This is a genomic window from Kitasatospora sp. NPDC004799, assembly GCF_040609095.1.
In the GTDB taxonomy this organism is placed as follows: Bacteria; Actinomycetota; Actinomycetes; order Streptomycetales; family Streptomycetaceae; genus Kitasatospora.
In genome coordinates, this window is sequence record NZ_JBEXJK010000033.1 from 13495 (window position 1) to 36624 (window position 23130).

At 74.9% G+C, this 23130-nt stretch carries 18 protein-coding genes; 7 read left to right on the forward strand and 11 right to left on the reverse strand.

What is annotated here, in order from left to right; translation table 11 throughout:
* Positions 1-5 precede the first annotated feature (5 nt).
* Together ABZW03_RS07285 and ABZW03_RS07290 are read left to right on the forward strand one after the other, a co-directional pair.
* Positions 6-563 (forward strand): hypothetical protein, encoded by a 558-nt coding sequence (locus tag ABZW03_RS07285; protein ID WP_355253466.1) that lies wholly within the window; start codon positions 6-8, stop codon positions 561-563.
* 249 nt (positions 564-812) lie between these two features.
* Positions 813-1376 carry a DUF4291 domain-containing protein gene (locus tag ABZW03_RS07290; protein WP_355253468.1) on the forward strand — a complete coding sequence of 188 codons (564 nt, stop codon included), beginning with the start codon at positions 813-815 and terminating at the stop codon, positions 1374-1376.
* An 81-nt stretch (positions 1377-1457) separates the two neighbouring features.
* On the opposite strand, the gene ABZW03_RS07295 is transcribed toward ABZW03_RS07290, so the two are convergent.
* On the reverse strand, positions 1458-2294 hold the full coding sequence (locus ABZW03_RS07295) for an ABC transporter permease (RefSeq protein WP_355253470.1): 837 nt from the start codon (positions 2292-2294) through the stop codon (positions 1458-1460).
* The gene (locus ABZW03_RS07300; protein ID WP_355253472.1) at positions 2291-3202 is read right to left on the reverse strand and encodes an ATP-binding cassette domain-containing protein; all 912 of its coding nucleotides are present in this window, start codon (positions 3200-3202) and stop codon (positions 2291-2293) included. Before ABZW03_RS07300 ends, ABZW03_RS07295 begins: the two co-directional genes overlap by 4 nt.
* Before the next feature lie 133 nt (positions 3203-3335).
* Between ABZW03_RS07300 and ABZW03_RS07305 the strand changes: the two genes are divergently transcribed.
* A complete protein-coding gene (locus ABZW03_RS07305) occupies positions 3336-4610 on the forward strand; it encodes a histidine kinase (protein WP_355253474.1) in 1275 nt (424 codons plus the stop codon).
* On the forward strand, positions 4607-5293 hold the full coding sequence (locus ABZW03_RS07310; protein ID WP_355253476.1) for a response regulator transcription factor: 687 nt from the start codon (positions 4607-4609) through the stop codon (positions 5291-5293). The genes ABZW03_RS07305 and ABZW03_RS07310 overlap by 4 nt, the downstream gene beginning before the upstream one ends.
* 22 nt (positions 5294-5315) lie before the next feature.
* Here the strand turns inward: ABZW03_RS07310 and ABZW03_RS07315 are convergent, their stop codons facing one another.
* From ABZW03_RS07315 to ABZW03_RS07350, 8 genes are all read right to left on the reverse strand, one after another.
* On the reverse strand, positions 5316-5969 hold the full coding sequence (locus ABZW03_RS07315) for a hypothetical protein (protein WP_355253478.1): 654 nt from the start codon (positions 5967-5969) through the stop codon (positions 5316-5318).
* A 154-nt stretch (positions 5970-6123) separates the two neighbouring features.
* Positions 6124-7143, reverse strand: a complete 1020-nt coding sequence (locus ABZW03_RS07320; protein ID WP_355253480.1) for a BadF/BadG/BcrA/BcrD ATPase family protein — start codon at positions 7141-7143, stop codon at positions 6124-6126.
* A gap of 172 nt (positions 7144-7315) precedes the next feature.
* Positions 7316-8605 (reverse strand): 6-phospho-beta-glucosidase, encoded by a 1290-nt coding sequence (locus ABZW03_RS07325; RefSeq protein ID WP_355253482.1) that lies wholly within the window; start codon positions 8603-8605, stop codon positions 7316-7318.
* Positions 8605-9513: a carbohydrate ABC transporter permease gene (locus ABZW03_RS07330; RefSeq protein WP_355253483.1), complete on the reverse strand. Its 909-nt coding sequence runs from the start codon at positions 9511-9513 to the stop codon at positions 8605-8607. Before ABZW03_RS07330 ends, ABZW03_RS07325 begins: the two co-directional genes overlap by 1 nt.
* Before the next feature lie 180 nt (positions 9514-9693).
* Positions 9694-10707 (reverse strand): sugar ABC transporter permease, encoded by a 1014-nt coding sequence (locus ABZW03_RS07335; protein ID WP_355253485.1) that lies wholly within the window; start codon positions 10705-10707, stop codon positions 9694-9696.
* Between the two features lie 25 nt (positions 10708-10732).
* The gene (locus ABZW03_RS07340) at positions 10733-12088 is read right to left on the reverse strand and encodes an ABC transporter substrate-binding protein (RefSeq protein WP_355253487.1); all 1356 of its coding nucleotides are present in this window, start codon (positions 12086-12088) and stop codon (positions 10733-10735) included.
* A gap of 134 nt (positions 12089-12222) precedes the next feature.
* A complete protein-coding gene (locus ABZW03_RS07345) occupies positions 12223-13413 on the reverse strand; it encodes an ROK family transcriptional regulator (RefSeq protein ID WP_355253489.1) in 1191 nt (396 codons plus the stop codon).
* Between the two features lie 235 nt (positions 13414-13648).
* Positions 13649-14827 (reverse strand): mechanosensitive ion channel family protein, encoded by a 1179-nt coding sequence (locus ABZW03_RS07350; protein WP_355253491.1) that lies wholly within the window; start codon positions 14825-14827, stop codon positions 13649-13651.
* 551 nt (positions 14828-15378) lie between these two features.
* Here ABZW03_RS07350 and ABZW03_RS07355 point away from each other — a divergent pair.
* A complete protein-coding gene (locus ABZW03_RS07355) occupies positions 15379-16026 on the forward strand; it encodes an HNH endonuclease (RefSeq protein WP_355253493.1) in 648 nt (215 codons plus the stop codon).
* 152 nt (positions 16027-16178) lie between these two features.
* Here ABZW03_RS07355 and ABZW03_RS07360 read toward each other — a convergent pair whose 3' ends face one another.
* Positions 16179-20117 (reverse strand): beta-N-acetylglucosaminidase domain-containing protein, encoded by a 3939-nt coding sequence (locus ABZW03_RS07360; RefSeq protein WP_355253495.1) that lies wholly within the window; start codon positions 20115-20117, stop codon positions 16179-16181.
* Positions 20118-20331: 214 nt separating this feature from the next.
* Between ABZW03_RS07360 and ABZW03_RS07365 the strand changes: the two genes are divergently transcribed.
* The gene (locus tag ABZW03_RS07365; protein ID WP_355253497.1) at positions 20332-20826 is read left to right on the forward strand and encodes a hypothetical protein; all 495 of its coding nucleotides are present in this window, start codon (positions 20332-20334) and stop codon (positions 20824-20826) included.
* Between the two features lie 160 nt (positions 20827-20986).
* A complete protein-coding gene (gene malQ, locus ABZW03_RS07370; RefSeq protein WP_355253501.1) occupies positions 20987-23074 on the forward strand; it encodes a 4-alpha-glucanotransferase in 2088 nt (695 codons plus the stop codon).
* Positions 23075-23130 lie beyond the last annotated feature (56 nt).

The following is a 23130-nucleotide window of genomic DNA, read 5'->3' on the forward strand; positions in this document are numbered from 1 at the left end:
GGCCCATGAGCTACCAGGCGACGTGGTTCCTGATCCCCGCGCCCGCCGCCGCCGTCGAGCGGCACGGGCCGCGGCTGCGCGCCCTGCTCGACGCGCACGCCGCCGAGCCGGGCAACCGGGCGCTGCGCCGGCGCTGGGAGGCCGGGGAGCACCTCGCCCCCGACGAACTGGAGGGGCTGGTGGCCGGCCCACTCGGGGCGGACCCGGACGGGCTGTACGCGGCCTGGGAGGAGTGCGGGAGGGCGGGCCCGTGCGCTGCCGTCCCCGCCCGCAGCCGGTACCCGGTGCTCGGGCTGGCCCACGGGCTCGGCCCGCGGCGGACGGCTGGGCTGCCCGGCTGGTTCGGCGATGTGGTCCTGACGCCCGAGGAGGTGCGGGCGTCCCTCCCGGCCGTCGAGGCGGTGTTCGCGCTGGACACCGCCGAGCGGCGCGCGGCCGAGGACCGGGCCCGCGAGGCGCTGCGGACGGACGACCTCGCGGGCCTGTTCGACGCCGCCGTCCCGGTCTGGCGCGCGGCCGCCGGGGCCGGGCACGGGCTGATCGGCGCCCAGCTCGTGCCGTAGCTCCTGCGTCGTCGGAGTCGTCCGGTGGTGGCGTGGTCCGGTTGCTCCGCACAGGAAGTCGGCCCGTCCGACTTCCTGCGCAGAGCAGCGCGCCGGAGCAGCCCGCGTGCCCGAGCCGTCCCCGCCCGCCCGAGCCCGCCCCCGGCCGCCGAGGTCCCCGCCGGGGGACCCGCGCGCCCCCGCCCGGTAATCCCGTTGCGCCGCCCCGCCCGCCCTGGCAGCGTGCCGGGGCGAAGGGGGTGCCGCGAGATGACCGCACTGCGCGAGATCCGCGCCGACCACGACGACCGGACGATCACGTTCTACCAGGCCTACCCGCCGGCCGTCGCCGACGCGGCGCTGGCGGCGGGCCGGTTCACCGCGCCGTTCAGCTTCCACCGGATGACGTGGATCAAGCCCTCGTTCCGCTGGCTGATGCACCGCAGCAACTGGGCGCAGAAGCCCGGCCAGACCAGGGTGCTGGCGGTCCGGATGACCCGGGAGGGCTGGGAGGAGGCGCTCACCCGCGCCGTGCCGACCACCGCGCACCCGGACGAGGTGGCGGCCGCCGCCGTCCACGTGCAGTGGGACCCGGAGCGGTCGCTGCGCGGGGCGGCGCTGAACCACTACAGCATCCAGGTGGGCATCGGCCGGTCGCTGATCCGCACCTTCGCCGAGGAGTGGGTCGTCGGCCTCACCGACCTCACCCCGCGGGTGCAGCGGATCGCCGCGCTGGTCCGGGGCGGGCAGACGGCGAAGGCGCAGCGGCTGCTGCCGCCCGAGCGCCCGTACCGGCCGTCCGCCGCGGCCGCGCGGCGGCTCGACCTCGGCTGAGCCGCGGCGGGCGGGCCAGAAGCGGGCCAGAAGCGGATCAGAAGCGGATCAGAGCCAGACCAGAAGCGGATCAGAGGCGGATCACACGTCCCGCCGCCGCACCACGACCACCGTCACCACCGCCGCGGCCACGCCCCACGCCCCCATGGTGATCCAGGAGTCCAGCACGCTCGGCGCGTACTTCCCCATCGTGGCCGTGGAGCCGGGCCGGATGGTGAGCCGCTGCACGGTGGCCAGGGGAAGGTGGGTGCCGATCTCCTTCAGCCACCGGTAGCGGTCCCCGCCGAACACCATCGGCAGCACGAGCAGCAGCAGCACCAGGGACACGATCGAGGCGGTGGCGTGCCGCAGCAGCGCGCCCAGCGCCATCCCGATCAGCGCGCAGACCGGCACGACCGCCGCGTAGCCGAGCACGGCCCGCAGGCAGCCCTCGTCCGTGACGGACAGCCCGAGGTGCCGGGAGGCCAGCATCGCGTTGACGGCGAGGAAGGAGCCCGCCGAGACGACGAGCCCGGCGAGCGCGGTGATCCCGCCGATCAGCAGCAGCTTGGCCGCGATCACGCCCCGCCGGTCCGGCACGGCGGCGAAGGTCGTGCGGATCAGGCCGGTGGTGTACTCGCCGAACACGGTGATCGCCCCGAGGCTGCCCGCCGCGACCGCCATCAGGTCGCTCGCGATGTGGCCGAGGCCGCGGAACAGCGGGTCGTAGTACCGCTGTTGGTCGGGAGCCGGCAGCGGGTGGTCGATGTACGGCAGGTCGTTGTGGACGGCGTTCACGTTGACCGCGATCGCCACCAGCGAGGCCAGCGCCAGCACCCAGTAGGTGGAGCGCAGCGAGCGGAGTTTGATCCACTCGGCGGCGAGCAGGTCGAGGAACCGGGGCGCGGGCTCGGCGGGGGCCGGGGTGACGGTGCTCATCGGGCCTCCCCGGCCGCGTACTCGACGCTGTCGGCGGTCAGGGCGAGGAACGCCGACTCCAGCGAGGACGTCCGGACGGCCAGCTCGTGCAGCACCACGCCGTGCCGCAGCGCGAGTTCGCCGATCCGCGCGGCCGGCAGGCCGGTGACGGTCCCGAACTGCGGTTGCTCCACCCGCACTTCCGCCCCCTCGGTGCGCAAGGCCTCGGCCAGCAGGGCGAGTTCGGGTGTCCGTACGGCCACCGAGGAGACCGCGTTGCGGGCCGAGAACTCCGCGAGGCTCTGGTCCGCGAGCAGCCGACCGCGCCCGATCACCACCAGGCGGTCGGCGGTGTGCTCCATCTCCGCCATCATGTGGCTGGAGACGAACACCGTGCGGCCCTCGTCCGCGAGGCGCCGGAACAGCCCGCGCACCCAGAGCACGCCCTCCGGGTCCAGTCCGTTCAGCGGCTCGTCGAAGAGCAGCACCGGCGGGTCGCCGAGCAGCGCCCCGGCGATGCCCAGCCGCTGCTTCATGCCCAGCGAGTAGCCGCCGATCCGCCGCCCGGCGGCCGCGCCGAGGCCGACCTCCGCCAGCACCTCGTCCACCCGCCCGAGCGGGAGGCGGTTGCCGCGGGCCAGCGCCGACAGGTGCGCCCGGGCGCTGCGCCCGCCGTGCACGTCGCCCGCGTCCAGCAGCGCGCCGACGTGCCGCAGGCCGCGCGGCCGGTTCGCGAAGGGCGCGCCGGCCACGGTGACGGTGCCCTCGGTGGGGGCGTTCAGGCCCAGGACCATCCGCAGGGTGGTGGACTTGCCGGCGCCGTTGGGGCCGAGGAAGCCGGTCACCACGCCGGGGCGGACGGTGAAGCTCAGCCGGTCGACGGCCGTCGTGGCGCCGTACCGCTTGGTCAGTCGTTCGATCTCGATCACGGGGACCACGGTGGCGGTCCGCACCCGGCCCGGCATCGGGCCGCGGGCCACAACCGCCCCCGCCCGTACCGGCCCCGGGGATTACGCCCCCGGGCCAATGCGCCGCCGCACGGACACGCCCTACCATCGCGTCATGATCACCGAACCCCGTCCGCCGCTGCTCAGGCGCCTGCCGCCCGGCGCGTGGGTGGCGGCGTTCTGGAGCGCCATCGTCGTGTTCCGGTACTTCACGCGCGCGGACGAGCTGCGCCACCTGTTCACCTACCACGGCAATCCCGAGGACATGCCGATGGTGACCACCGCGGTGGTCACCACCCTGGTGGCGGCGCTGGTGGCCCGGCTGCCGCTGGCGGCCGTCGCGGTGGCGCTCGCGGGCGGCGTCTTCGCGCTCGGCATGTGGCAGGTCCCGGAGGCCTCGGCGCTGCAGTTCCTGATCGCCGACGCGCTGGTCGGGTACTGCGCGGCCACCCGCTCCCGGCGCGTCTCGCTGACCGCGCTGGGGATGCCGCTCGGCCTGTTCGCCGGGCTGACCCTCTGGGGCCTGGTCAACGGCTTCCCCGTCAACCCGTTCGCCTACGGCGGCCTCGCCGCCACCGTGCTGATCGCCTGGCTGGTCGGCACCACCGTGCACCAGGGCCGGGCCCACGCCGAGGCGCTGCGCGGCCGGGCCGCCGAGCAGGCCATCACCGCCGAACGGCTGCGGATCGCCCGGGAGTTGCACGACATGGTGGCCCACAACATCGGTATCGTCGCGATCCAGGCCGGCATGGGCAGCCGGGTCATGGACACCCAGCCCGCCGAGACCCGGGCCGCCCTGGAGGCGATCGAGGCCACCAGCCGGGAGACGCTGGCCGGGCTGCGCCGGATGCTCGGCGCGCTGCGGCAGGGCGAGGGGGAGTCCGCGCCGCTCGACGTGGTGCCCGGGCTGGGCGAGTTGGACCGACTGGTGGAGCGGGCGGCGGGCGCCGGCGTCCGGGTGGCGGTCACCCGGCGCGGTACGGCCCGTCCGCTGCCGCCCGAGGTGGACCTGGCCGCCTACCGGATCGTCCAGGAGGCCGTCACCAACACGGTCAAGCACTCCGGCACCCGGGACTGCCGGGTCACCGTCGCGTACGGCCCGAAGGAGCTCGCCGTCACGGTGGCCGACCCGGGCGCCGGAGCGGCGGCCGGCCCCCGGAGCCACGGCGCCGGCACCGGGACCGGCTACGGCCTGGCCGGCCTGCGCGAGCGGGTCGCCCTGCTGGACGGCGAGTTCACCGCCGGCCCGCGCCCCGGAGGCGGCTTCCTGGTCGCCGCCCGGCTGCCGCTCCCCGAACCGGCGTTCCCCGAACCGAGCCCTACCGAACAGGCCCGACCCAGCCCCGCCGAACAGCCCCCCGCCGAGCACTCCCCGGAGGTGCGCCAGTGATCCGTGTCGTCCTGGTCGACGACCAGCCGCTCATCCGCACCGGCCTGCGCGTGCTGATCGCCGACACCCCCGACCTGGCGGTGGTCGGCGAGGCCGGCGACGGCGCCGAGGCCGTGGAACTGGTCGCCCGGCTGCGCCCCGACGTCGCCGTGATGGACATCCGGATGCGCCCCCAGCCTGGCGGCTGGGAGGTGCCCCCAGTCACGGACGGCATCGAGGCCACCCGCCGGATCACCGCCGACCCGGACCTGCCCACCCAGGTCCTCGTCCTCACCACCTTCGACGACGACGACTACGTCTACGGCGCGCTGCGGGCCGGGGCGAGCGGCTTCCTGGTCAAGGACCTCGCCCTGGAGACGATCCTGGACGGCATCCGGGTGGTCGCCGCCGGCGACGCTCTGCTGGCCCCCGGCATCACCCGCCGGCTGATCGGCGAGTTCGCCGCCCGCCCGGCCGGGCCGGCCAGGCCCCGCAGGCCGGTCGCCGAGGCCGTCACCGAGCGCGAGCGCGAGGTGCTGACCCTGGTCGGCCGCGGCCTGTCCAACACCGAGATCGCCGCGGAGCTCACCATCAGCGTGGCCACCGCCAAGGCCCACGTCGCCCGGCTGTTCACCAAGCTCGCCGCCCGCGACCGGGTCCACCTGGTCATCCAGGCCTACGAGTTCGGGCTGGTCACGCCGTGAGCCGAGCGGCCGTCAGCGGCCGTCAGGGGACGGCCGGGCCCTCGACCTCGCCGATCCGCATGATCCGGCCGTGGGAGTCCAGCACCACGTCGTAGGCGTTGCCGTGGCAGCCGTACGGGACGGCCGGGTCGCGCTCGGCCAGGCAGTCGTCGACGTGGCCGAGCAGCTCGTTGAGCGGGACGGTCCTGGCCGGCTCGTCGTGCTGGGCGTCGACCAGGGTCGCCGCCACGCCCGCCCCGGCGAAGCCGTAGTGGACGGGGCTGCCGACGGGCTCGTAGCGGGCCGAGCCGCAGCTGAAGCGGGCGGGCCGGGCGGTGAGTTCGGCCGGGCCGGCGGAGACGACGACGAGGACCTCGTGCCCGGGGTGCGGGGTGGGGGCGGCGCACTCGGGTCCTTCGGACGGCCCTGCGGACGGTGCGTCGGACGGCCCTGCGGACGGTGCGTCGGAGGAGGAGTAGGAGGAGGACGGCTCGGCGCCGGGGGAGCCGTACTCCTCCTCCTCGTAGAACAGGTCGTCCTCGTCGTCCAGCAGGTCGTCCGCGCCCTCGTCGGCCAGCGCGGCGGCCGAGGCGGCGGCCACCGTGGAGCCGGAGTCGGCGGGCGTGCAGCCGGTGAGCGCGGCCGCGGCGGTACAGGCCAGCAGGGCGGCGGCGAGGAGGATGCGGGGCGGGGCCATGGGACAAGTCTCCCCGGGCGGCGGCGGTCGTCGGTACCCCGCTTGACACGACCGGGCCCCGGCCCGCGGTTCCCTCCCCCGTCGGACGTGCGGGTCCGGCGGGGGAGGGGGGTCACCGAGCGGAGGTCACCGAGCGGAGGTCACTGAACGGCCGTCAGGCCGCCACCGGCCGGCCCGCCGCGTACGCCTCGCGCACCCGGGCCTGCGCCCGCGCGCCCGCCGCCAGGTGGTCCAGGCCGAGCAGCGCCGCGCCCAGCACCGGCGGGGCGACGACGACGCGCGGCTCGGCCAGCGGCGCGGCCTCGGCGAGCCGGGCGGTCAGGTTGTCCAGCAGCAGGGGCTGCCGGGAGGCGAGCACGCCGCCGCCCAGCACCACCGGGGTCGGGGTGTCCAGCAGCTCCAGGCGGCCGAGCGCCACCACCGCGAGCCGGACGATCTCGTCGGCCTGGCGGTCGACCAGCTCCAGCGCGACCCTGTCGCCCTCACCCGCGACCGCGAACAGCACCCGGGCTATCTCGTGCAGCCGCCCGGCCGGCAGGTGCCCGAGGTGGACGGCCTCGGCGACGGCGCCGGCGCTGGGCAGGCCGAAGTGCTCGGCGATGGCCCGGGCCAGCCCGGTCGGCCCGCCGCGGCCGTCCTCCGCGCGGACGGCGTGCCACATGCTGGCGACGGCGAGCCCGGAGCCGCCGCCCCAGTCGCCGGTGAGCTCGCCGAGGGCGGGGAAGCGGGCGGTGCGGCCGTCCGGCAGCAGGCCGACGCAGTTGATCCCGGCGCCGCAGACCACCGCGACCCCGCGCGGGCCGTCGGTGCCGGCCCGCAGCAGGCCGAAGGTGTCGTTGACGACGGTGTTGCTGGCTCCCCAGGGGTGGGACTCCAGCGCCTCGCGCAGCCCCTCCTCCTCGACCGGCAGGTCGGCGTTGGCCAGGCAGGCGCTGACGTGGCTGGTGAGCACGCCGCGCCAGGACGGGTGGCCGGCCTCGGCGGCGGCCTGCTCGACCAGCGGGGCGAGACCGGCCACGGCCGCCGCGCCGCCGATCTTCTGCGGGGCGAAGCCGCCGCCGCGGGCGGTGCCGAGGATGCTGCCGTCGGCGCCGATCAGGGCGACGTCGGTCTTGGAGTTGCCCGCGTCGATGGCGAGGACGCCGGGCAGGAGTGGTTCGGACTGGTGGGTCATCAGGTCCCCGCGGCTCGTACGTGGCCCGGGCCGTGGTCGTCGGCCGGGTGCCCGGCCGTGGTCCCGGCCGGGAAGCCCGGCCGAAAGGTCCCCGGCCGGGGGTGGACGGTCTCCTCGCGGTGCCCGCCCGGCGGCCTGGTCCGGCCGTCGGGCGGGCGGGTCGCGGGCCGGATCAGGCCCAGGCGAGGTGCTCGCGGTTGTGGGCGAGCAGCCGGTCCGTGAGCTGGTCGGCGAGTTCGATCTGGCCGACCAGCGGGTGGGCGAGCAGGGCGTCGAAGACCCGGTCGCGGCCGCCGCGCAGGGCGGCGTCGAGGGCGAGGTGCTCGTACGCCGTGACGGCGGCGATCAGCCCGGCGTACAGCGGCTCGACGGGCCGCTGCGGCAGCGGGCGCACGCCCCGGGCGTCCACCTCCGCCGGCACCTCGATGACGGCGTCGTCCGGCAGGAAGGGCAGCACGCCGTCGTTGCGGGTGTTCACCACCTGCACGGACGTCCCGCCGCCGGTGCCGAGCAGCGCGGCGATCAGCTGGACGGCGGCCTCCGAGTAGAAGGCGCCGCCGCGCTTGCCGAGCAGCTCGGGCTTGGTGTCCAGGGCCGGGTCGGCGTACAGCTCCAGCAGCTGCCGCTCGATCTCGGCCACCTGCGCGGCCCGCGAGCCCTGCTCCCGCAGCTCCGCCACCACCGCGTCGTGCTGGTAGAAGTACCGCAGGTAGTAGGACGGCACCACGCCGAGCCGCTCGACCAGGGACTGCGGCAGGTGCAGGTCCTCGGCGATCTCCTTGCCGTGCGAGGAGAGCAGCTCCGGGAGCACCTCGCGCCCGGTCGCGGCGCCCGGGGCGTCCAGCAGGGTCACCCCGCGCTCCCAGGTCAGGTGGTTGAGACCGACGTGGTCGAGCCGGACCAGCTCCGGGTCCACGCCCAGGTGCCCGGCGAACTTGCGCTGGAAGCCGATCGCGACGTTGCACAGCCCGACGGCCTTGTGCCCGGCGCCCCGCAGCGCCCGGGTGACGATGCCGACCGGGTTGGTGAAGTCCACGATCCAGGCGTCCGGGTTGGTCCGGCGCACCTGCTCGGCGATGTCCAGCACCACCGGGACGGTGCGCAGCGCCTTGGCCAGGCCGCCGGCACCGGTGGTCTCCTGCCCGACGCAGCCGCACTCCAGCGGCCAGGTCTCGTCCTGGTTGCGGGCCGCCTGCCCGCCGACGCGCAGCTGGAGCAGCACCGCGTCGGCGTCCGCGACGCCCGCCGCCAGGTCGGTGGTGACGGTGACGGCCGCGGAGTGCCCCTGCCGGGCGAAGATCCGCCGGGCCAGGCCGCCGATCAGCTCCAGCCGCTCGGCGGCCGGGTCGATCAGCACCAGCTCGCCGATCGGCAGGGTGTCGCGCAGCCGGGCGAAGCCGTCGACCAGCTCCGGGGTGTACGTCGAACCGCCGCCGACGATTGCCAACTTGAGTGCGGACATCAGCCCTTGACCCCTGTCAGTGTCACGCCTTCGATGAAGGCCTTCTGAGCGAAGAAGAAGAGGACGATCACCGGGGCCATCACCAGCAGGGTGGCGGCCATGGTGAGGTTCCAGTTGGTGTGGTGGGCGGCCTTGAAGGACTCCAGCCCGTAACTGAGGGTCCAGGCCTCGTGGTTGTTGCTGGCGTAGATCTGCGGGCCGAAGTAGTCGTTCCAGCAGTAGAAGAACTGGAACAGCGCGACCGCCGCGATGGCCGGCTTGGCCATCGGCAGGACCACCCGCAGCAGGGTGCGCAGGTCGCCGCAGCCGTCGATCCGGGCGGCCTCCAGGTACTCCTTGGGGATGGTCAGCAGGAACTGGCGCAGCAGGAAGATGGAGAACGCGTCGCCGAAGGCCATCGGGATGATCAGCGGCCAGAGCGAGCCGTCCATGCCCATCTGCTTGGCCCAGAACAGGAACATCGGGATGACGGTGACCTGCGGGGGCAGCATCATCATCGCGATGACCCCCATCAGCGCCAGGTTGCGGCCGCGGAAGCGGAACTTGGCGAGCGCGTAGGCCACCGGGAGGCTGGAGACCACGGTCAGCAGGGTGCCGAGCCCGGCGTACAGCAGGGTGTTGCGCCACCAGGTGAGGAAGCCGGGGGTGTCCCAGACCTTGCTGTAGTTGCCCCAGTTCCATTCGGTCGGCCAGTAGTCGGTGGTGAGCGCCTGCCCGTCCGACATCACCGAGGTGAGGAAGACGAAGACGAAGGGCAGCAGGAAGAACAGCGCGGCGGCGATCGCCACCGTGTGCACGGCCACCCAGTTGAGGAACGCGCGGCGCCGGGCGGTCCGGGCGGCGGGGCCGCCGGATCGGGAGGGGACGGCCGCGGCCGGCCGCTCGGTGAGCGTGGTGCCAAGGGTCATGATCGGGTCCTCCCGGGTCCGGGCGTGTCTGACGATTCGCGTTGGATCAGTGAGCGGCGTTGGGGTGCGTGCATCGCAAGGCGGAGGAGGGAGCCACTGCGGAGCATTGGCGACCGACGACAACGCGGCGAGGTGCGTGCCCCGGCGTCGCGAGCCCGACTGGAATCGTTGGACACGCCCTTAGTCGTCGCTCGCCATGAAGCCGGAGCGACGGCGGAGCAGGATCGAGGTGACGGCCATCGAGATGGCGAACAGCACCAGGGCGACGACGCAGGCCGCGCCGTAGTTGTAGGTCTGGAAGCCGAGCCGGTAGACCATCTGCGGCAGGGTCCAGGTGGAGCCGCCCGGGTAGCCGGGCTCGAACTGCTGGCCGGAGTTGCCGGCGATGCCGCTGGCGACCTTCCCGGCGACGAACGCCTGGGTGTAGTACTGCATGGTCTGGATCACCCCGGTGACCACCGCGAACATGATGATCGGCGAGATGTTCGGCAGGGTGACGTACCGGAACCGCTGGAACGGGCCGGCGCCGTCCAGCTCGGCCGCCTCGTACTGCTCCCGGGGGACGTCCAGCAGCGAGGCCATGAAGATGACCATCAGGTCGCCGACGCCCCACATCGCGAGCAGGGTCAGCGCCGGCTTGGACCAGTCCTCGGAGGCGAACCAGCCGGGCTGCGGCAGGCCGAGCTCGCCGAGCAGGTGGTTGACCGGGCCGGTGCCGGGGTTGAACAGGAAGGCGAAGGCGACGGTCGCGGCCACCGGCGGGGCCAGGTAGGGCAGGTAGAAGGCGGTGCGGAAGAAGCCCGCGCCGGTCTTGACCTTGGTGATGAGCATCCCGATGCCCAGGCCGAAGGCGACCCGCAGGGTCACCATCACCACGACCAGCCACAGGGTGTTGAGCAGGGCCTGCCAGAAGGCCGGCAGGTGGTTGAAGACGTAGTCCCAGTTCTTCAGGCCGCTGAAGGTCGGGGAGCCGAAGCCGTTGTAGGTGGTGAAGGAGAAGTAGGCGGTGGAGACCAGCGGGTAGAGGAAGAAGACGCTGAAGCCGACCAGCCAGGGGGAGAGGAAGGCGAGGGTGCGGGCCGCCTCCCGGCGGCGCTTGCGGCGCAGCAGGTGCTGCGTGCCGGGCGCCGCCGGGCCGGTCGGTCCCGCGCCGGCCCCGTCGTTCCCCTTGCGGGTGCCGAACGCGAGTGACATGGGAGCTCCGTGGACCGTTCCCGGGCTACTTGGCCTGGGCGATGTCGGTGTCGATCTGCTTGGCCGTCGCGGCCAGGCCCGCCTGGAGGTCGGACTGCTTGCCGGACTCGTAGTCGTAGCCGAGGTTCTGCAGGGTGGTGATGTAGGCGCCGCCGTTGGCGGCCGGCGGGGTGGTGCCGGAGTGGGGGTTCTTGGCGACGTTCAGGAAGGTCTTGAAGTTGTCGTCGGCGACCAGCTTCGGCGAGTTGAGCGCGTCGAAGGTGCTCGGCACGTTGTGGATCGCGTTGGCGAAGTTCACCACCGCGTCGGTGTCCGTGGTCAGGTACTTGACGAACTCCCAGGCGGCGGCCTGCTTCCGGCTGGTGCTGGCGATGCCGACGATGGTGCCGGTCTGGTAGCCGCGCCCGTAGGTGTCCGCCTGGTCGTCCGGGACGGGGAAGGCGGCGGTGGCCCACTCGAAGCCGGGCTTGTTCTCGGCGAGCGAGGCGGTGCGCCACTCGCCGTCGAGGGCCATCGCGACCTGGCCGGTGTGGAAGGGGTTCTTGGCGCTGAACTCCTCGCCGAAGGTCGAGCGGAACCGGTCCAGCTTGGCGTAGCCGCCGAGCTGGTCGACCAGGCCCTTCTGCCACTTGAGCATCGCGGCGACCTTCGGGTCGGAGGCGATGCTCGACTTGCCGTCGGGGCCGAAGTAGGTCGGGCCGTACTGGCCGAGGTAGTGCTCGGTGGTGGACTCGTAGCCGTGGTACAGCGGCATGAAGCCGAGCTGCTTGTACGAGTCGCCGTCGGCGACGGTCAGCTTGGCGGCGGCCTCGGCGAACTCGCTGAAGGTCTTCGGCGGGGCGGCGATGCCGGCGTCGGCGAAGGCCTTCTTGTTGTAGTACAGGCCGTACGCGTCGCCGAGCAGCGGCAGCGAGCACTGGTTGCCCTGGAACTGGGTGTAGTCGAGCATCGCGGCCGGGAAGGTCTTGGCCGCGTCGATGCCGCTCTTCTGGAGCAGCGGCTTGAGGTCGACGAAGGCCTTGGTCGAGCAGAACATGCCGACGTTGTTGGTGGTGAAGGAGGAGACCACGTCCGGCGCGTCGTCGCCGCCCGCCCGCAGGGACTGGTTGACCTTGTCGTCCGGGATGTTGCCCACGGCCTTGACGTGGATGTTGGGGTGGGACTTCTCGAAGGCGGCGATGTTCTCGTTGATCGCCTTGGTCTCGTTCTCCTGGCTCCAGCCGTGCCAGAAGGTGATGGTGACGTCCTTGCCGCTCGCCGAGTCGTCGGCGCCGCCCGTGTCGCTGGAACCGGTGCAGGCGGAGGCGAGCAGGGCCAGGACGGCGCTGCCGGCGACGGCGGCGATCGTGCGACGGCCTCTGCGGGAGGTGGTGGCGTGCACTTCGGGATCCTCCTGGGAGTGCGCGGGCAGGCCTCATTGCCTCGGGTCCCGCGTTCGGGGGTTGGGAGAGGTGGGTGCAGGTGGGCGAGGTGACAGGGGGAGCGTCGGTGGGGGCGGGCCGTTCACGGAGTGCGTCAGTGGGTGGAGAAGACCGCCTCGCGGGCGTCGGACAGGGCGCGCTGCAGGGCGCCGAGCAGGACCGGTGAGCCGGACAGGGCACTGCTGCGGACCTCCGGCCGGGCGATGGAGATCCGCGCCAGCTCGTCCTCGACCAGCGCGCGCAGCCGTTCGCCGCCCGCGCTCGGCACCACGCCGGAGAGGACCACCAGCTGGGGGTCGACGACGGCGACGATCACCGCCAGCCCGACGGCGAGCCGCCCGGCCAGCTCGGCGAGGAAGGCGTCGCCCGCACCGGGGACGGCCAGCGCCCGGGCGATGGACTCCTGCGCGGTGGCCGCGCCGAGCCCGTGCTCCCGGGCCAGGGCCCGGACGGCGGGCGCGCCGACCAGGGCCTGGAACCCGCCGAACTTGCGGCGGCGGGCGTCCCACTCGACCGGGGAGTCGGGCAGCGGCATGTAGCCGACCTCCCCGGCGCCGCCGGTGAAGCCGCGGTGCAGCCGCCCGGCGATCACGATCGCCGCGCCGACCCCGGCCCCGGCCCAGAGCAGGACGAAGTCCTCGAAGCCGGCCGCGGCGCCCGAGGACTGCTCGGCGACGGCGGCCAGGTTCACGTCGTTCTCGATCGACACCGGCGCGCCGATCGCCCCGGTCAGCTCCTCCACCAGCCGCGGCGAGTGCCATCCGGGCAGGTGGGAGGCGTAGCGCAGCTTGCCGGTGACCGGGTCGGGCGCGCCGCCGACCCCGATCGCGACGGTGCGCAGGACACCCTCGGGCAGACCGGCCGCCCGGACGGCCTCGGCCACCGCGGCGGCGACGGCCGGAACGGTCCCGGCGGCTGGGACGCCCTTGGTCGGCACGGCGTGCTCGGCCAGCGTGGTGCCGGTGATGTCGGCGACGGCGACCCGGATCTCGCTGTTGGTGACGTCCAGTCCGGCGACGTACCCGGCGGCCGGATTCACCTGGTACAGCTGGGCGTTGGGGCCCGGCCCGCCCGCCGTGGTGCCGACCGGCAGGACCAGCCCGGCCGCCTCCAGCCGGGCCAGCAGCTGGGAGGCGGTGGGCTTGGACAGCCCGGTCAGGGTGCCGATCTGGGTGCGGGAGAGCGGCCCGTTCTCCAGCAGCAGTTCGAGGGCGGCCCGGTCGTTGATGGCCCGCAGCAGGCTGGGCGTGCCGGCGAGGGGGGCCTTGGCGGTGCTCTTGGTCATGCCCGGAATCCTCCCCTTCCGACTGCCCGGCCCGGCCCACGGACGGGCCCCGGATGAACTGTTAGGAAACTTTCCAGTCGCTTGGGAAGGACCGTAAGCGCCCTGTCAGCGGGGTGTCAATGGTGAGTCCCCCGGAGGATGCCGAAGCGTTACCGGCCGTGCGCAGGGACAGCACGAGGCCCCGTTCCCACCGCGGTGGGAACGGGGCCTCGTCCGTGTCCGTACGGCCCGCGGGCTACGCCTTCGCCGCGTCGTCGGCGCCCTTCCCGGCCGGGATGGGCTCGGTCGCGCGGTAGCGGGGGGAGGCGGGGTCGGCCAGGGCGGAGGGGGCGGCCTGCTCGGTGGCGGGCACCGGGGAGGGGGCGATCACCACGCCGGTGGCCCCGGCGGCGGCCGCGGTGGGGACCTCCTCCTTGACCTTGATCCCGGCCCGGTCGAAGGCCACCTTCAGCCGCTGGCGCAGCGCCCGGGAGACGGAGAGCGCCTTGCCCGGGGCCGTCCGGGCCTCGACCCGCACCACCACCGAGTCCGAGGCGACCGACTCCACGCCCAGGACCGACACCGGCGCCCAGATCAGCTCGTCGTACGGGGCCTCCTTGGCCATCAGCTCGGCCGTCGTCTGGATCAGGTCCTCGACCCGGACCAGGTCCTCCTTGTACCCGACCTGCACGTCCACCGAGGCGGTCGCCCAGCCCTGGCTCATGTTGGCGATCCGCTTCACCTCGCCGTTGCGGATGTACCAGATCTCGCCGTTCGCGCCGCGCAGCTTGGTCACCCGCAGGCCGACCTCCAGCACGGTGCCGGTGGCCACCCCGGTGTCGATCTCGTCGCCGACGCCGTACTGGTCCTCCATGATCATGAAGACCCCGGAGAGGAAGTCGGTGACCAGGTTGCGGGCGCCGAAACCGATCGCCACACCGGCCACACCGGCGCTCGCCAGCAGCGGCGCCAGGTTGACCCCCAGGGCGGACAGCACCATCAGCGCCGCCGTGCCCAGGATGGTGAAGGAGGCCACGCTGCGCAGCACCGAGCCGATCGCCTCCGAGCGCTGCTGGCGCCGTTCGGTGTTCACCACCCCGGTGTTGGCCAGCAGCCCGCCCAGCCGGCTCTCCTCCTGGTGCTCGGAGGTGCGCGCCATCCGCCCTATCAGCTGGGTGATGAGCTTGCGCACCACGGCCCGCAGCACCATGGCCAGCACGATGATGAAGACGATCCGCAGCCCGGCCGCCAGCCAGCCCTGCCAGTGGGTGTCGAACCAGCTGGCGGCCTGCCGGGTGGTGTCCGAGACCTCCTGCGCGCTGGTCGGGATCCGCAGGTCGAGCTCGGGCAGCTGCGCGGTGGGGCTCGGGCTCGGCGTCGGGGAGGCGAGCGTCGGGGACGCGTCGGACGGACCGGTGGCACCGGAGCTGAACACGTGCGGACCTTCCTGGCTTGGGTGTGTGGCGGGCCCGCACCGCCGGCAAGCGGCCCGCGGACCGTGCGCCTTAGCCTATCCGCCGCCGGAAGCCCGCCAGGACGAGCCGGGACGCGCAGGGACGAGCCAGGACGCACGGGGACACGCAGGCCGGGACGCGAAGGGAACCTCCCGCGAGCGTGTCCGAGGGCGTACGGAGCGTCCCGAACGCCCCGTCAACGCCCCCGTACGCTCCCCGCGCACCCCGGCTCCACGGCCGTCCGGGGCCGTCGGGGCACTGCTCCGGACGGCCGAATCCTGCCCTCGGAGGGCCACCCGGCAGGGTCACCGGGGCCCGCCGCACCGCCACCCGGGTGCAACCCGACCTTCCCCGGGCATACCGGTTATGACAGAGACCACACCCGGAGTTCACGTCAGGTCCGTTACACAGGAGTGGTGGCGCCGTACAAAGGCGTAAGGCGACACTGGGGGAGATCGCGCAGCACGCGTGGCGCGATCCACCCGCTCGTCCCGGCGCGAGCCACGCGCCGCAGGCGTCCAAGGAGGCATCCGTGCCGCATGTCCTGGTCCTCAACGCGTCCTACGAGCCACTCGGCGTCGTATCGATGCGCCGCGCACTCATCCTGGTCCTCAACCACAAGGCGGTCAGCCTGGAGGACTCGGGAGTCACTCTGCACAGCGCCACCAGCGCCCTTCCGGCGCCGTCCGTCGTCCGTCTGACCCGCTTCGTGCGGGTCCCGTTCTGCGGGCCCGTCCCGCTCACTCGCCGGGCGCTGTTCGCCCGCGACCACGGCCGCTGCGTCTACTGCGGGGCCGCCGCCACCAGCGTCGACCACGTCATCCCGCGCAGCCGCGGTGGCCAGCACCGGTGGGACAACGTGGTGGCGGCCTGCCGCCGCTGCAACCACACCAAGGCCGACCGCCACCTCACCGAACTCGGCTGGCGGATGAAGCGACCACCCGCGCCGCCCAGCGGCCTGGCCTGGCGCATCATCGGCACCGGGATCAAGGACCCGCGGTGGCGGCCCTACCTGGAGCCCTACGGCGGTGCGGACCAGCTGCGCGCCCCGCAGTGGGGCGAGCACGAGCACCACGACCGCACCGAGCAGCCGGCCCACCCGGTCCCGCTCGGCCGGGCGCACACCGCCCACCCCGCCCCCGTCCGCCGCGGCGAGCAGCCCGAACCGCTCTCCGCCTGACCACAGCTCCACAAGGGCCCGCCCGTCACACCGTCGGTACGCGCCTCATGGGCCGCCGAGCCCCCCGCACCGGGGAGCCGGCGGCCCGCCGCTGTTTCTTCTGTGCCCGGCTCGAGTCAGAGGGGCTCGCCGGGCGCTGCCCAGGCGGTCCGCTACGGCTTGGCCGCCGCCGGGGGCACCGCCGCCGCGGGCGGCGCGCCGCCCGGCTGGGCGGGCTGGCCGGCCGGGGCCTGCGGCGCGGCCGGCGGGGTCACCGCGTACAGCTCGACGCCCCACAGCGAGTAGCCGTACTTGGTCGCCCGCGCCACGCCCTGCACCCGGACGTACCGGACCCCGGGCGCGTCGAACCGCACCGTCTCGTCCCCGCCCTTGCCGCTGTCCACCGTCGCCGCGTCGGTCCAGGTGTTCCCGTCCGCCGAGACCTGGATCCGGTACGAGGCGGCGTACGCGGCCTGCCAGTGCAGCACCGCCGCGCCCAGCCGGGTCGCCTGCGGCAGCTCCAGCCGCACCCAGGCGTCGTCCTTGGCCGGCGAGGACCAGCGGGTCTTCGGGTCGCCGTCGGTGACCGCCGAGGCCGGGAAGCTCGCCGTCTCGTCGCCCGAGGAGGTGGCCTTCGCCCCGACCGCCAGGTCCGGGCCGCCGGTGGGCGGCACCACGTGCACCTGGAGCACCTGCCGGACGGTCGTCCCGCCGGCCACGAACTGCACCGGCACCTGGTACGTCCCGGACGGCGTCTCCGCGGTGGCGGCGACCAGCAGCGGCACCCCCACCCGGCCGCCGCGCGGCACGCTCACCGGGCCGGCCGGGGTAACGGTCAGGCCCTTGGCGGCGGGCGGCACCTCGGTGCGCAGCTCGCCCGTGGTGCCCTCGGGGCGGCCGGCCTCCACGGTGGCCCGGGTCTGCACCGGCGCGGTGGCGCCGGTGACCACGTCCAGGGCCGGGTCGGAGAGGCTGAGCCGGGCCGCCGGGGCGTCCGCGTACCAGGGGATCACCTGGTTGACCACCGGAGGCTCGCCGCCGGGCTTCCAGGTCAGCCGGAAGGCGTCGGCGGGCTGCCCGCCGGCCGGCAGCTCGTTGTAGCCGGGCTGCACGGTGCCGATGTCGGCCCAGGTGCCGTCGGCCCGGCGCACCGCGACGGTGGCGGTGGCGCGCACGGCCGGGTCGGTCAGCACGGTGAGCCGGTCCAGCGGACGGGCCGCGCCGAGCTCGACGGTGAGCGGCTCGTCCAGCGCGGTCGGCGGCTTGGCGGCCCGGTACGCGGTGTCCGGGTTGCCGTCCAGCACGGCGGCGGCCGAGGAGCCGGGCTCCGCGTCCGGGCCGCCGCTGACGCTGGCCGGGGAGTCGTCCGGGGCGGTGACGGTGAACTCGCGCACCGCGACGGCGGTCTTCTGCGCGGCGGTGGCCCGCAGCCGCACCGCCCGTACCACGGTGCCCGGCGGGAGCTGGGCGCTGACCGTCTTCTGGTTCTTCACGACGGCGAGCTGCTTCCAGCCGCCCTCGCCGGTGGAGTACTCCAGCACGCCGTCGCGGATGTAGTCGTCGGTGGCGGTCCGGGCGTCCGGGCCGTTGCCCCAGCCGCCCATCAGCACGGTCACGCCGCTGACCGGGCGGCCCGCGCCGAGGTCCAGGCCGACCGCGTCGCCGGGCTGCGGGGGAGCGGAGCTCCAGTAGAAGGTGTCGGCCACGCCGTCGGCCATCAGCGCGGGCAGGTGGTCCTGCGCGGTGCCCATGGTGGTGGTCGGGGCGACCGCGCCGCCGCCCACGCCCGCCCAGTTGTCGGCGGCGCGCACGGCGCGCTCCAGGAACGGGCCGAGCACCCCGGCGCCGACGGTGGCCGGGGCGCGGTCCAGCTGCTCGCGCAGCCGGTTGAGCTCGACCCGGGCCTTCCAGGCCGCCGTGCCGTCGCCGCCGCGCTGCGCCAGCAGCATGTCGAGGGCGGCCTGCCCGGCCAGCCCGTAGTCGCGCAGCGGGCCCAGCCAGGGCGCGGCCTCCCCGGCCAGCTGGGTGGTGGCCGGGGTGCCGGCCAGGGTCTGCTGGGCGGTGGCCATGGTGGCGAAGGCGTCCCGCAGCGGGGCGGCGGCCTCGATCAGCCGGGCGAGGTCGGGGGTGGCGCCGGAGGTGGGCTCGGCGGCCGCCCAGAACCGGTCCAGCAGCGGCGCCAGGTAGCCGGACTCCTGCTTGGACAGCGGCGAGGAGGTGCTGTTCCCGGCCAGCGCGGTGACGGCGGCCAGCGCCGTCCCGGCGGGCGTCGGGGCGGCGCCGGTCGGCCCGGCCAGCGAGCGCACGGCGGCCTGCCAGGACTCCTCCGGCTGGTACCCGGCCGGGTTCCAGGCGAAGTCGCCGGCCGTCGAGACGGCGATCCGGGAGGCCACCGGCTGCTGCATCGCGCCGGTCAGCAGCGCCGCCGAGCGGGTGGCCACCTCCGGGTCGCGCCCGGTGTAGGCGCCGAGGAAGAGCCGGTCCGGGGTGGCGTCGTTGACCGGGTAGTTGTCCATGGTGAGCAGCGGGTGCCCGTACAGCCCGGCGGTGTCCGAGGCCTGGGGGCCGGTGATCTTCTCCGGGATCACCCCGACCCCGCTCCAGGCCACCTGGACGCCCTCCGGCAGCGCGGCCGCCAGCGCCTTGCGGTACGGGGTGGAGCCCTGCTGGTGGTACTCGGTGGGGACGACGGACAGCGGGGCCAGGCCCGGGTTCCTGGCGATCAGCCGGTCCTGCACCTTCTTCACCAGCGCGGCCTGCGCCTTGGCGGCGGCGGCGGGCCCGGAGCCGTACTCGTCGCTGTCGTCGTCGCAGTGCCACTCGTCGTAGCTGACGTCCAGGAACTGCAGCTGGAAGGCGGTGAAGCCGAGCTTGCGCAGCCCGTCCAGCTTGTTCACCAGCGCGTCCACGTCCTTGCCGGAGCTGAAGCAGAAGGACTGCCCCGGGTCGATCGCGTAGCCGAGCGTGACGTGGTTCTGCCGCGCCCGGAAGCCCAGTTCGCGCAGCTCCTCGGCCTGGGCCCCGGGGTAGGCGTTGCGCCAGCGGGAGAGCCGGTACGGGTCGTCACCGGGGGCGTAGAGGTAGAAGTTCTGCTTGGAGCGGCCCAGGAAGTCGACCTGCTCCAGCCGCTGCTGGGCGGTCCACGGGGTGCCGTAGAAGGCCTCCGCGGTGCCGCGCACCGGTGCCCCGGTGGGCCAGTCCCGCAGGGTGATCCCGGGCAGTCCGAGCCCGGCCGCGCCCGGCGCCTGGCCCTGCCCGGCCGGTACGGCGGCGAGCAGCTGGCGCAGGCTCTGCGCGGCGTAGAAGGTGCCGGTGGCGTCGACGCCGGCCAGCACCACGGCGCCGTACGTCCCGCCGCCCTGGGCGGGCAGCTGACCGGCCGACAGCACGTACCCGCCGGCCGGCATCCCGGCGGTGGTCGGGCCGGTGCCGTCCTTGCCGCCGGCCGCCGCGGCCAGCTGCCGCAGCACCCGGTCCACCTCGCCGCCGGCACCCTCGGCGGGCCCGCCGACGTACACCACCAGCGCGCCGGCGGCCGGCGTCCCGCCGTCCGGCTGCGGCGTCACCTCGCCCGCCCCGGCGACCTCCAGCACCTCCCGGACGGCCCGCACCGCGCCGAGGTCCACCTTGGGCGCGGTCACCAGCGTCACCGCGGACGGCACCGCGACGGGCTTGCCCGCCACGCTCTGCTGCTGCGGCTTCGGGAACACCTTCGGGTCGGTCACGCTGCCCAGCGGCGTCTGCGGCGCGGAGCTCACCACGTCCGGCGCCGTGGCCGCCGCGTACGCCGTCGAGGGCAGTGAGCCGGCCAGTAGCCCGCCGACCACCGCCGCGGCCGCGACCCCGGCGGCGATCTGCATCGTCCGCCGCCCCGGCCGCCGCCCGACCCGCTCCTCGCGCCCCTCGCGCACGGACGCCAGCAGCGGCTCCGTCCCCTTGAGGTCGGCGATCAGCCGGTCCGCCGTCCGCGGCGCCAACTGACGGCAGGTCCGCGCCGTGGCCCGCCGCGCCACCACCGCCGCGGGGTGCTGCAGCACCTCCCGCAACGCCGGACTCTGCTCCAACTGCGACCGCAACCGCCGCCCGGCCACCACGGACACTCGGGCTTGCACAGGAGCCTCCTCGCCAGGCCGCGACCACATCGTCGGCAACCCCACCAGCTTGCCGACCCGAGTGTCAACGCCGCCGACGGCTATGCCGACTTTGCCCCGGTTGATCCCTCGTCGCGATCCGCTCCGCCCCCTGGTGCGGACCGGCCGCAGCCAGCAGAATCGGCGTCACGGTGTGGCGCTGCGTCAACCGTGCCCAGGGGGGAGGGAAGAGTGGATGGTAGTACCGTCACCGCGCCGATGGCTGCCGGCCCTGATCGCGGTCGGCCTGCTCACGGCCACCGGCTGCTCCCCGGCGCCCGAGCCGACCGTCGGCCTCCAGCGGGACGGTGACGGCTTCGCCGTCCTCACCCCGCTCTGCCCGGGCGGCGAGGTGCTCTCGGTGTCGGTCAAAGCCACCGGCGGCGACCTGCGGGGGGCGGAATGGGAGATCACCCCGGACCCCGGCGGGGACCGGTCGACCGACCGCTTCCCCCTCTTCCGCACGCCCCCCGGCTGGACCGCGGGCGTCACCGAGATCACCGCCCTCACCGCCGGCCAGACCTACACCGCCTACCCCACGACCACCCTGCCCAAGAGCTCCTTCGTGGACTTCACGCTCGCCGACCTGGAGAAGCTCGAGGGCGACGAGGTCCTCACCTACCGGGAGGGCGGCGGCGCGACCCGGGTGAAGGCCGCCAAGTTCCGCGCCCGCGCCCTCAAGTCCTGCTGACCCGGCCGGGACCGCGCCCGTTCCGCCCGGCGCCCGTCGTGTCGCGCTGGGTGATCGTGGGGTCACGCGGGTAGGACTGTGGTCGTCCTGACCGGGCGTTGCCGAGACATCGCAGGAGCCGCGAGTGGCCGCTTACCACGACAGTGACGGAGCCGAGCAGGTGCCGGCGCAGGATGCTCCGCCGCCGCCCGCCGAACTGGTGGCGCTGGCGCGGGCGTACGGGGTGGACAGCCGGTATCCGGGGCCGGGCGGGCAGGCGGTGGGGGCGCGGACGCTGGTGGCGGTGCTGGCGGCGATGGGGGTGGCGGCCGGGTCGCCGCAGGAGGTGCGGGAGGCGCTGGAGCGTCACCGGGCCGAGCAGCGGGGACGGTTGCTGCCCCCGTGCGTGGTGGTGCGGCAGGGCCGACGGGCGGCGCTGGACGTGCCGGCGGACGCCCGGGTGCGGGTGGAGCTGGAGGACGGCGGGAGTTGGGAGCTGCCGCGCGGGCACTCGCACTGGGTGCCGGGGGACCTGCCGCTGGGGCGCCACGTGCTCACCGCGGAGAGCGACGGGAAACGGGCCCGGGCCGCGCTGATCGTCGCCCCCGAGCGGCTGCCGCAACTGCCCGGCCGCGGCTGGGGGTTCCTCGCCCAGCTGTACTCCGTGCTGTCCGAGCGCTCCTGGGGCATGGGCGACCTCGGCGACCTCGGTGAGCTGGTCCGGTGGGCCGGCGCCGATCTCGGCGCGGGCTTCGTGCAGATCAACCCGCTGCACGCGGGCGTGCCCACCAGCCCCTCCGACCCGTCCCCCTACCGCCCGTCCTCGCGCCGCTTCGCCGACCCGGTGCACCTGCGGATCGAGGCCGTCCCCGAGTACGCGTACCTGACCGCGGAGCAGCGGCGACGGGCCGAGGAGCCGGCCCGCCGCGCCGCCCGGCTGCGCGAGGAGGTGCTCGTCCACGACGCGCTGATCGACCGGGACGCCGTCTGGCAGGCCAAGCGCGAGGCCCTGGAGCTGCTGCACGAGGTGCCGCGCGGCCCCGGGCGGCAGGCCGCGTACGAGGCGTACCGGCGCCGCGAGGGCGAGTGGCTGCGCCGGCACGCGCTGTGGAACGCCCTGGCCGAGGAGCACGGCCCGGACTGGCACCACTGGCCGAAGGACCTGCGTCACCCGGACGGCCCACAGGTGGAGCGGGCGGAGAAGGAGCTCGGCGAGCGGGTCGAGTTCCACCGCTGGCTCGCCTGGCAGGTCGACCAGCAGCTCGCCGACGCCCAGCGGGCGGCCCGCGAGGCGGGCATGCCGGTCGGCCTGATCCACGACCTGGCCGTCGGCGTCCACCCCGACGGCGCGGACGCCTGGGCCCTGCAGGTCGTGCTGGCCGGCGGCATCTCGGTCGGCGCCCCGCCGGACGCCTTCAACGCCCACGGCCAGGACTGGGGCCTGCCGCCCTGGCGCCCGGACGCGCTGGCCGAGGCCGGCTACGCCCCGTTCGCCGAGCTGCTGCGGGCCACCGCCCGGCACGCGGGGGCCCTGCGGATCGACCACGTGATGGGCCTGTTCCGGCTCTGGTGGGTGCCGAAGGGCCACCCGCCGACCGAGGGCGCGTACGTGCGCTACGACGCGGAGGCGATGCTCGGCGTGCTGGCGCTGGAGGCGCACCGGGCCGGGACGGCGGTGATCGGCGAGGACCTCGGCACGGTGGAGCCGGGCGTGCGGGAGGAACTGGCGGCGCGCGGCGTCCTCGGCACCTCCGTGCTCTGGTTCGAGCGGGACTGGCAGGGGAACGGGGCGGTCCTCGCCCCCGAGCGCTGGCGGCCGGGCTGCCTGGCCACCCTCACCACCCACGACCTGCCCAGCACCGCGGCCCGGCTCTCCGGCGAGCACGTCGAGCTGCGGCACCGGCTGGGCCTGCTGACCCGGCCGCTGGGCGAGGAGCAGGAGGAGGCGGTGGCGGAGCTGGCGGACTGGCGGGCCGAGCTGGGCCGGCTCGGGCTGCTCACCGGGGACGAGCCGCTGTCGATGCCCGTGCTGTACCGCTTCCTGCGGGCCACCCCGGCGGAGCTGGTCGGGGTCTGGCTGCCGGACCTGGTCGGCGACCCGCGGCCGCAGAACCTGCCCGGCACCTGGGACCAGTACCCGAACTGGCGCCTCCCGGTCGCCGACGGCGCCGGCCGGCCGGTCACCCTCGAACGGCTCGCCGCCGCCCCCGCCGCGGCCCTGCTCGCCCAGCTCCTCGCCCCGCGCGGCTCCCGGAACCCGTCCCGCTGACCGGCGGGGGCGTGCGGAACCCGTCCAGCTGACCGGCAGGGGCGCGCGGAAACCCC

Coding starts and splice junctions, on each gene's coding strand:
- ABZW03_RS07285 (WP_355253466.1), top strand. CDS start 6: ATGAGCTACCAGGCGACGTGGTTCCTGATCCCCGCGCCCGCCGCCGCC.
- ABZW03_RS07290 (WP_355253468.1), top strand. CDS start 813: ATGACCGCACTGCGCGAGATCCGCGCCGACCACGACGACCGGACGATC.
- ABZW03_RS07295 (WP_355253470.1), bottom strand. CDS start 2,294: ATGAGCACCGTCACCCCGGCCCCCGCCGAGCCCGCGCCCCGGTTCCTC.
- ABZW03_RS07305 (WP_355253474.1), top strand. CDS start 3,336: ATGATCACCGAACCCCGTCCGCCGCTGCTCAGGCGCCTGCCGCCCGGC.
- ABZW03_RS07315 (WP_355253478.1), bottom strand. CDS start 5,969: ATGGCCCCGCCCCGCATCCTCCTCGCCGCCGCCCTGCTGGCCTGTACC.
- ABZW03_RS07320 (WP_355253480.1), bottom strand. CDS start 7,143: ATGACCCACCAGTCCGAACCACTCCTGCCCGGCGTCCTCGCCATCGAC.
- ABZW03_RS07325 (WP_355253482.1), bottom strand. CDS start 8,605: ATGTCCGCACTCAAGTTGGCAATCGTCGGCGGCGGTTCGACGTACACC.
- ABZW03_RS07330 (WP_355253483.1), bottom strand. CDS start 9,513: ATGACCCTTGGCACCACGCTCACCGAGCGGCCGGCCGCGGCCGTCCCC.
- ABZW03_RS07335 (WP_355253485.1), bottom strand. CDS start 10,707: ATGTCACTCGCGTTCGGCACCCGCAAGGGGAACGACGGGGCCGGCGCG.
- ABZW03_RS07345 (WP_355253489.1), bottom strand. CDS start 13,413: ATGACCAAGAGCACCGCCAAGGCCCCCCTCGCCGGCACGCCCAGCCTG.
- ABZW03_RS07365 (WP_355253497.1), top strand. CDS start 20,332: ATGGTAGTACCGTCACCGCGCCGATGGCTGCCGGCCCTGATCGCGGTC.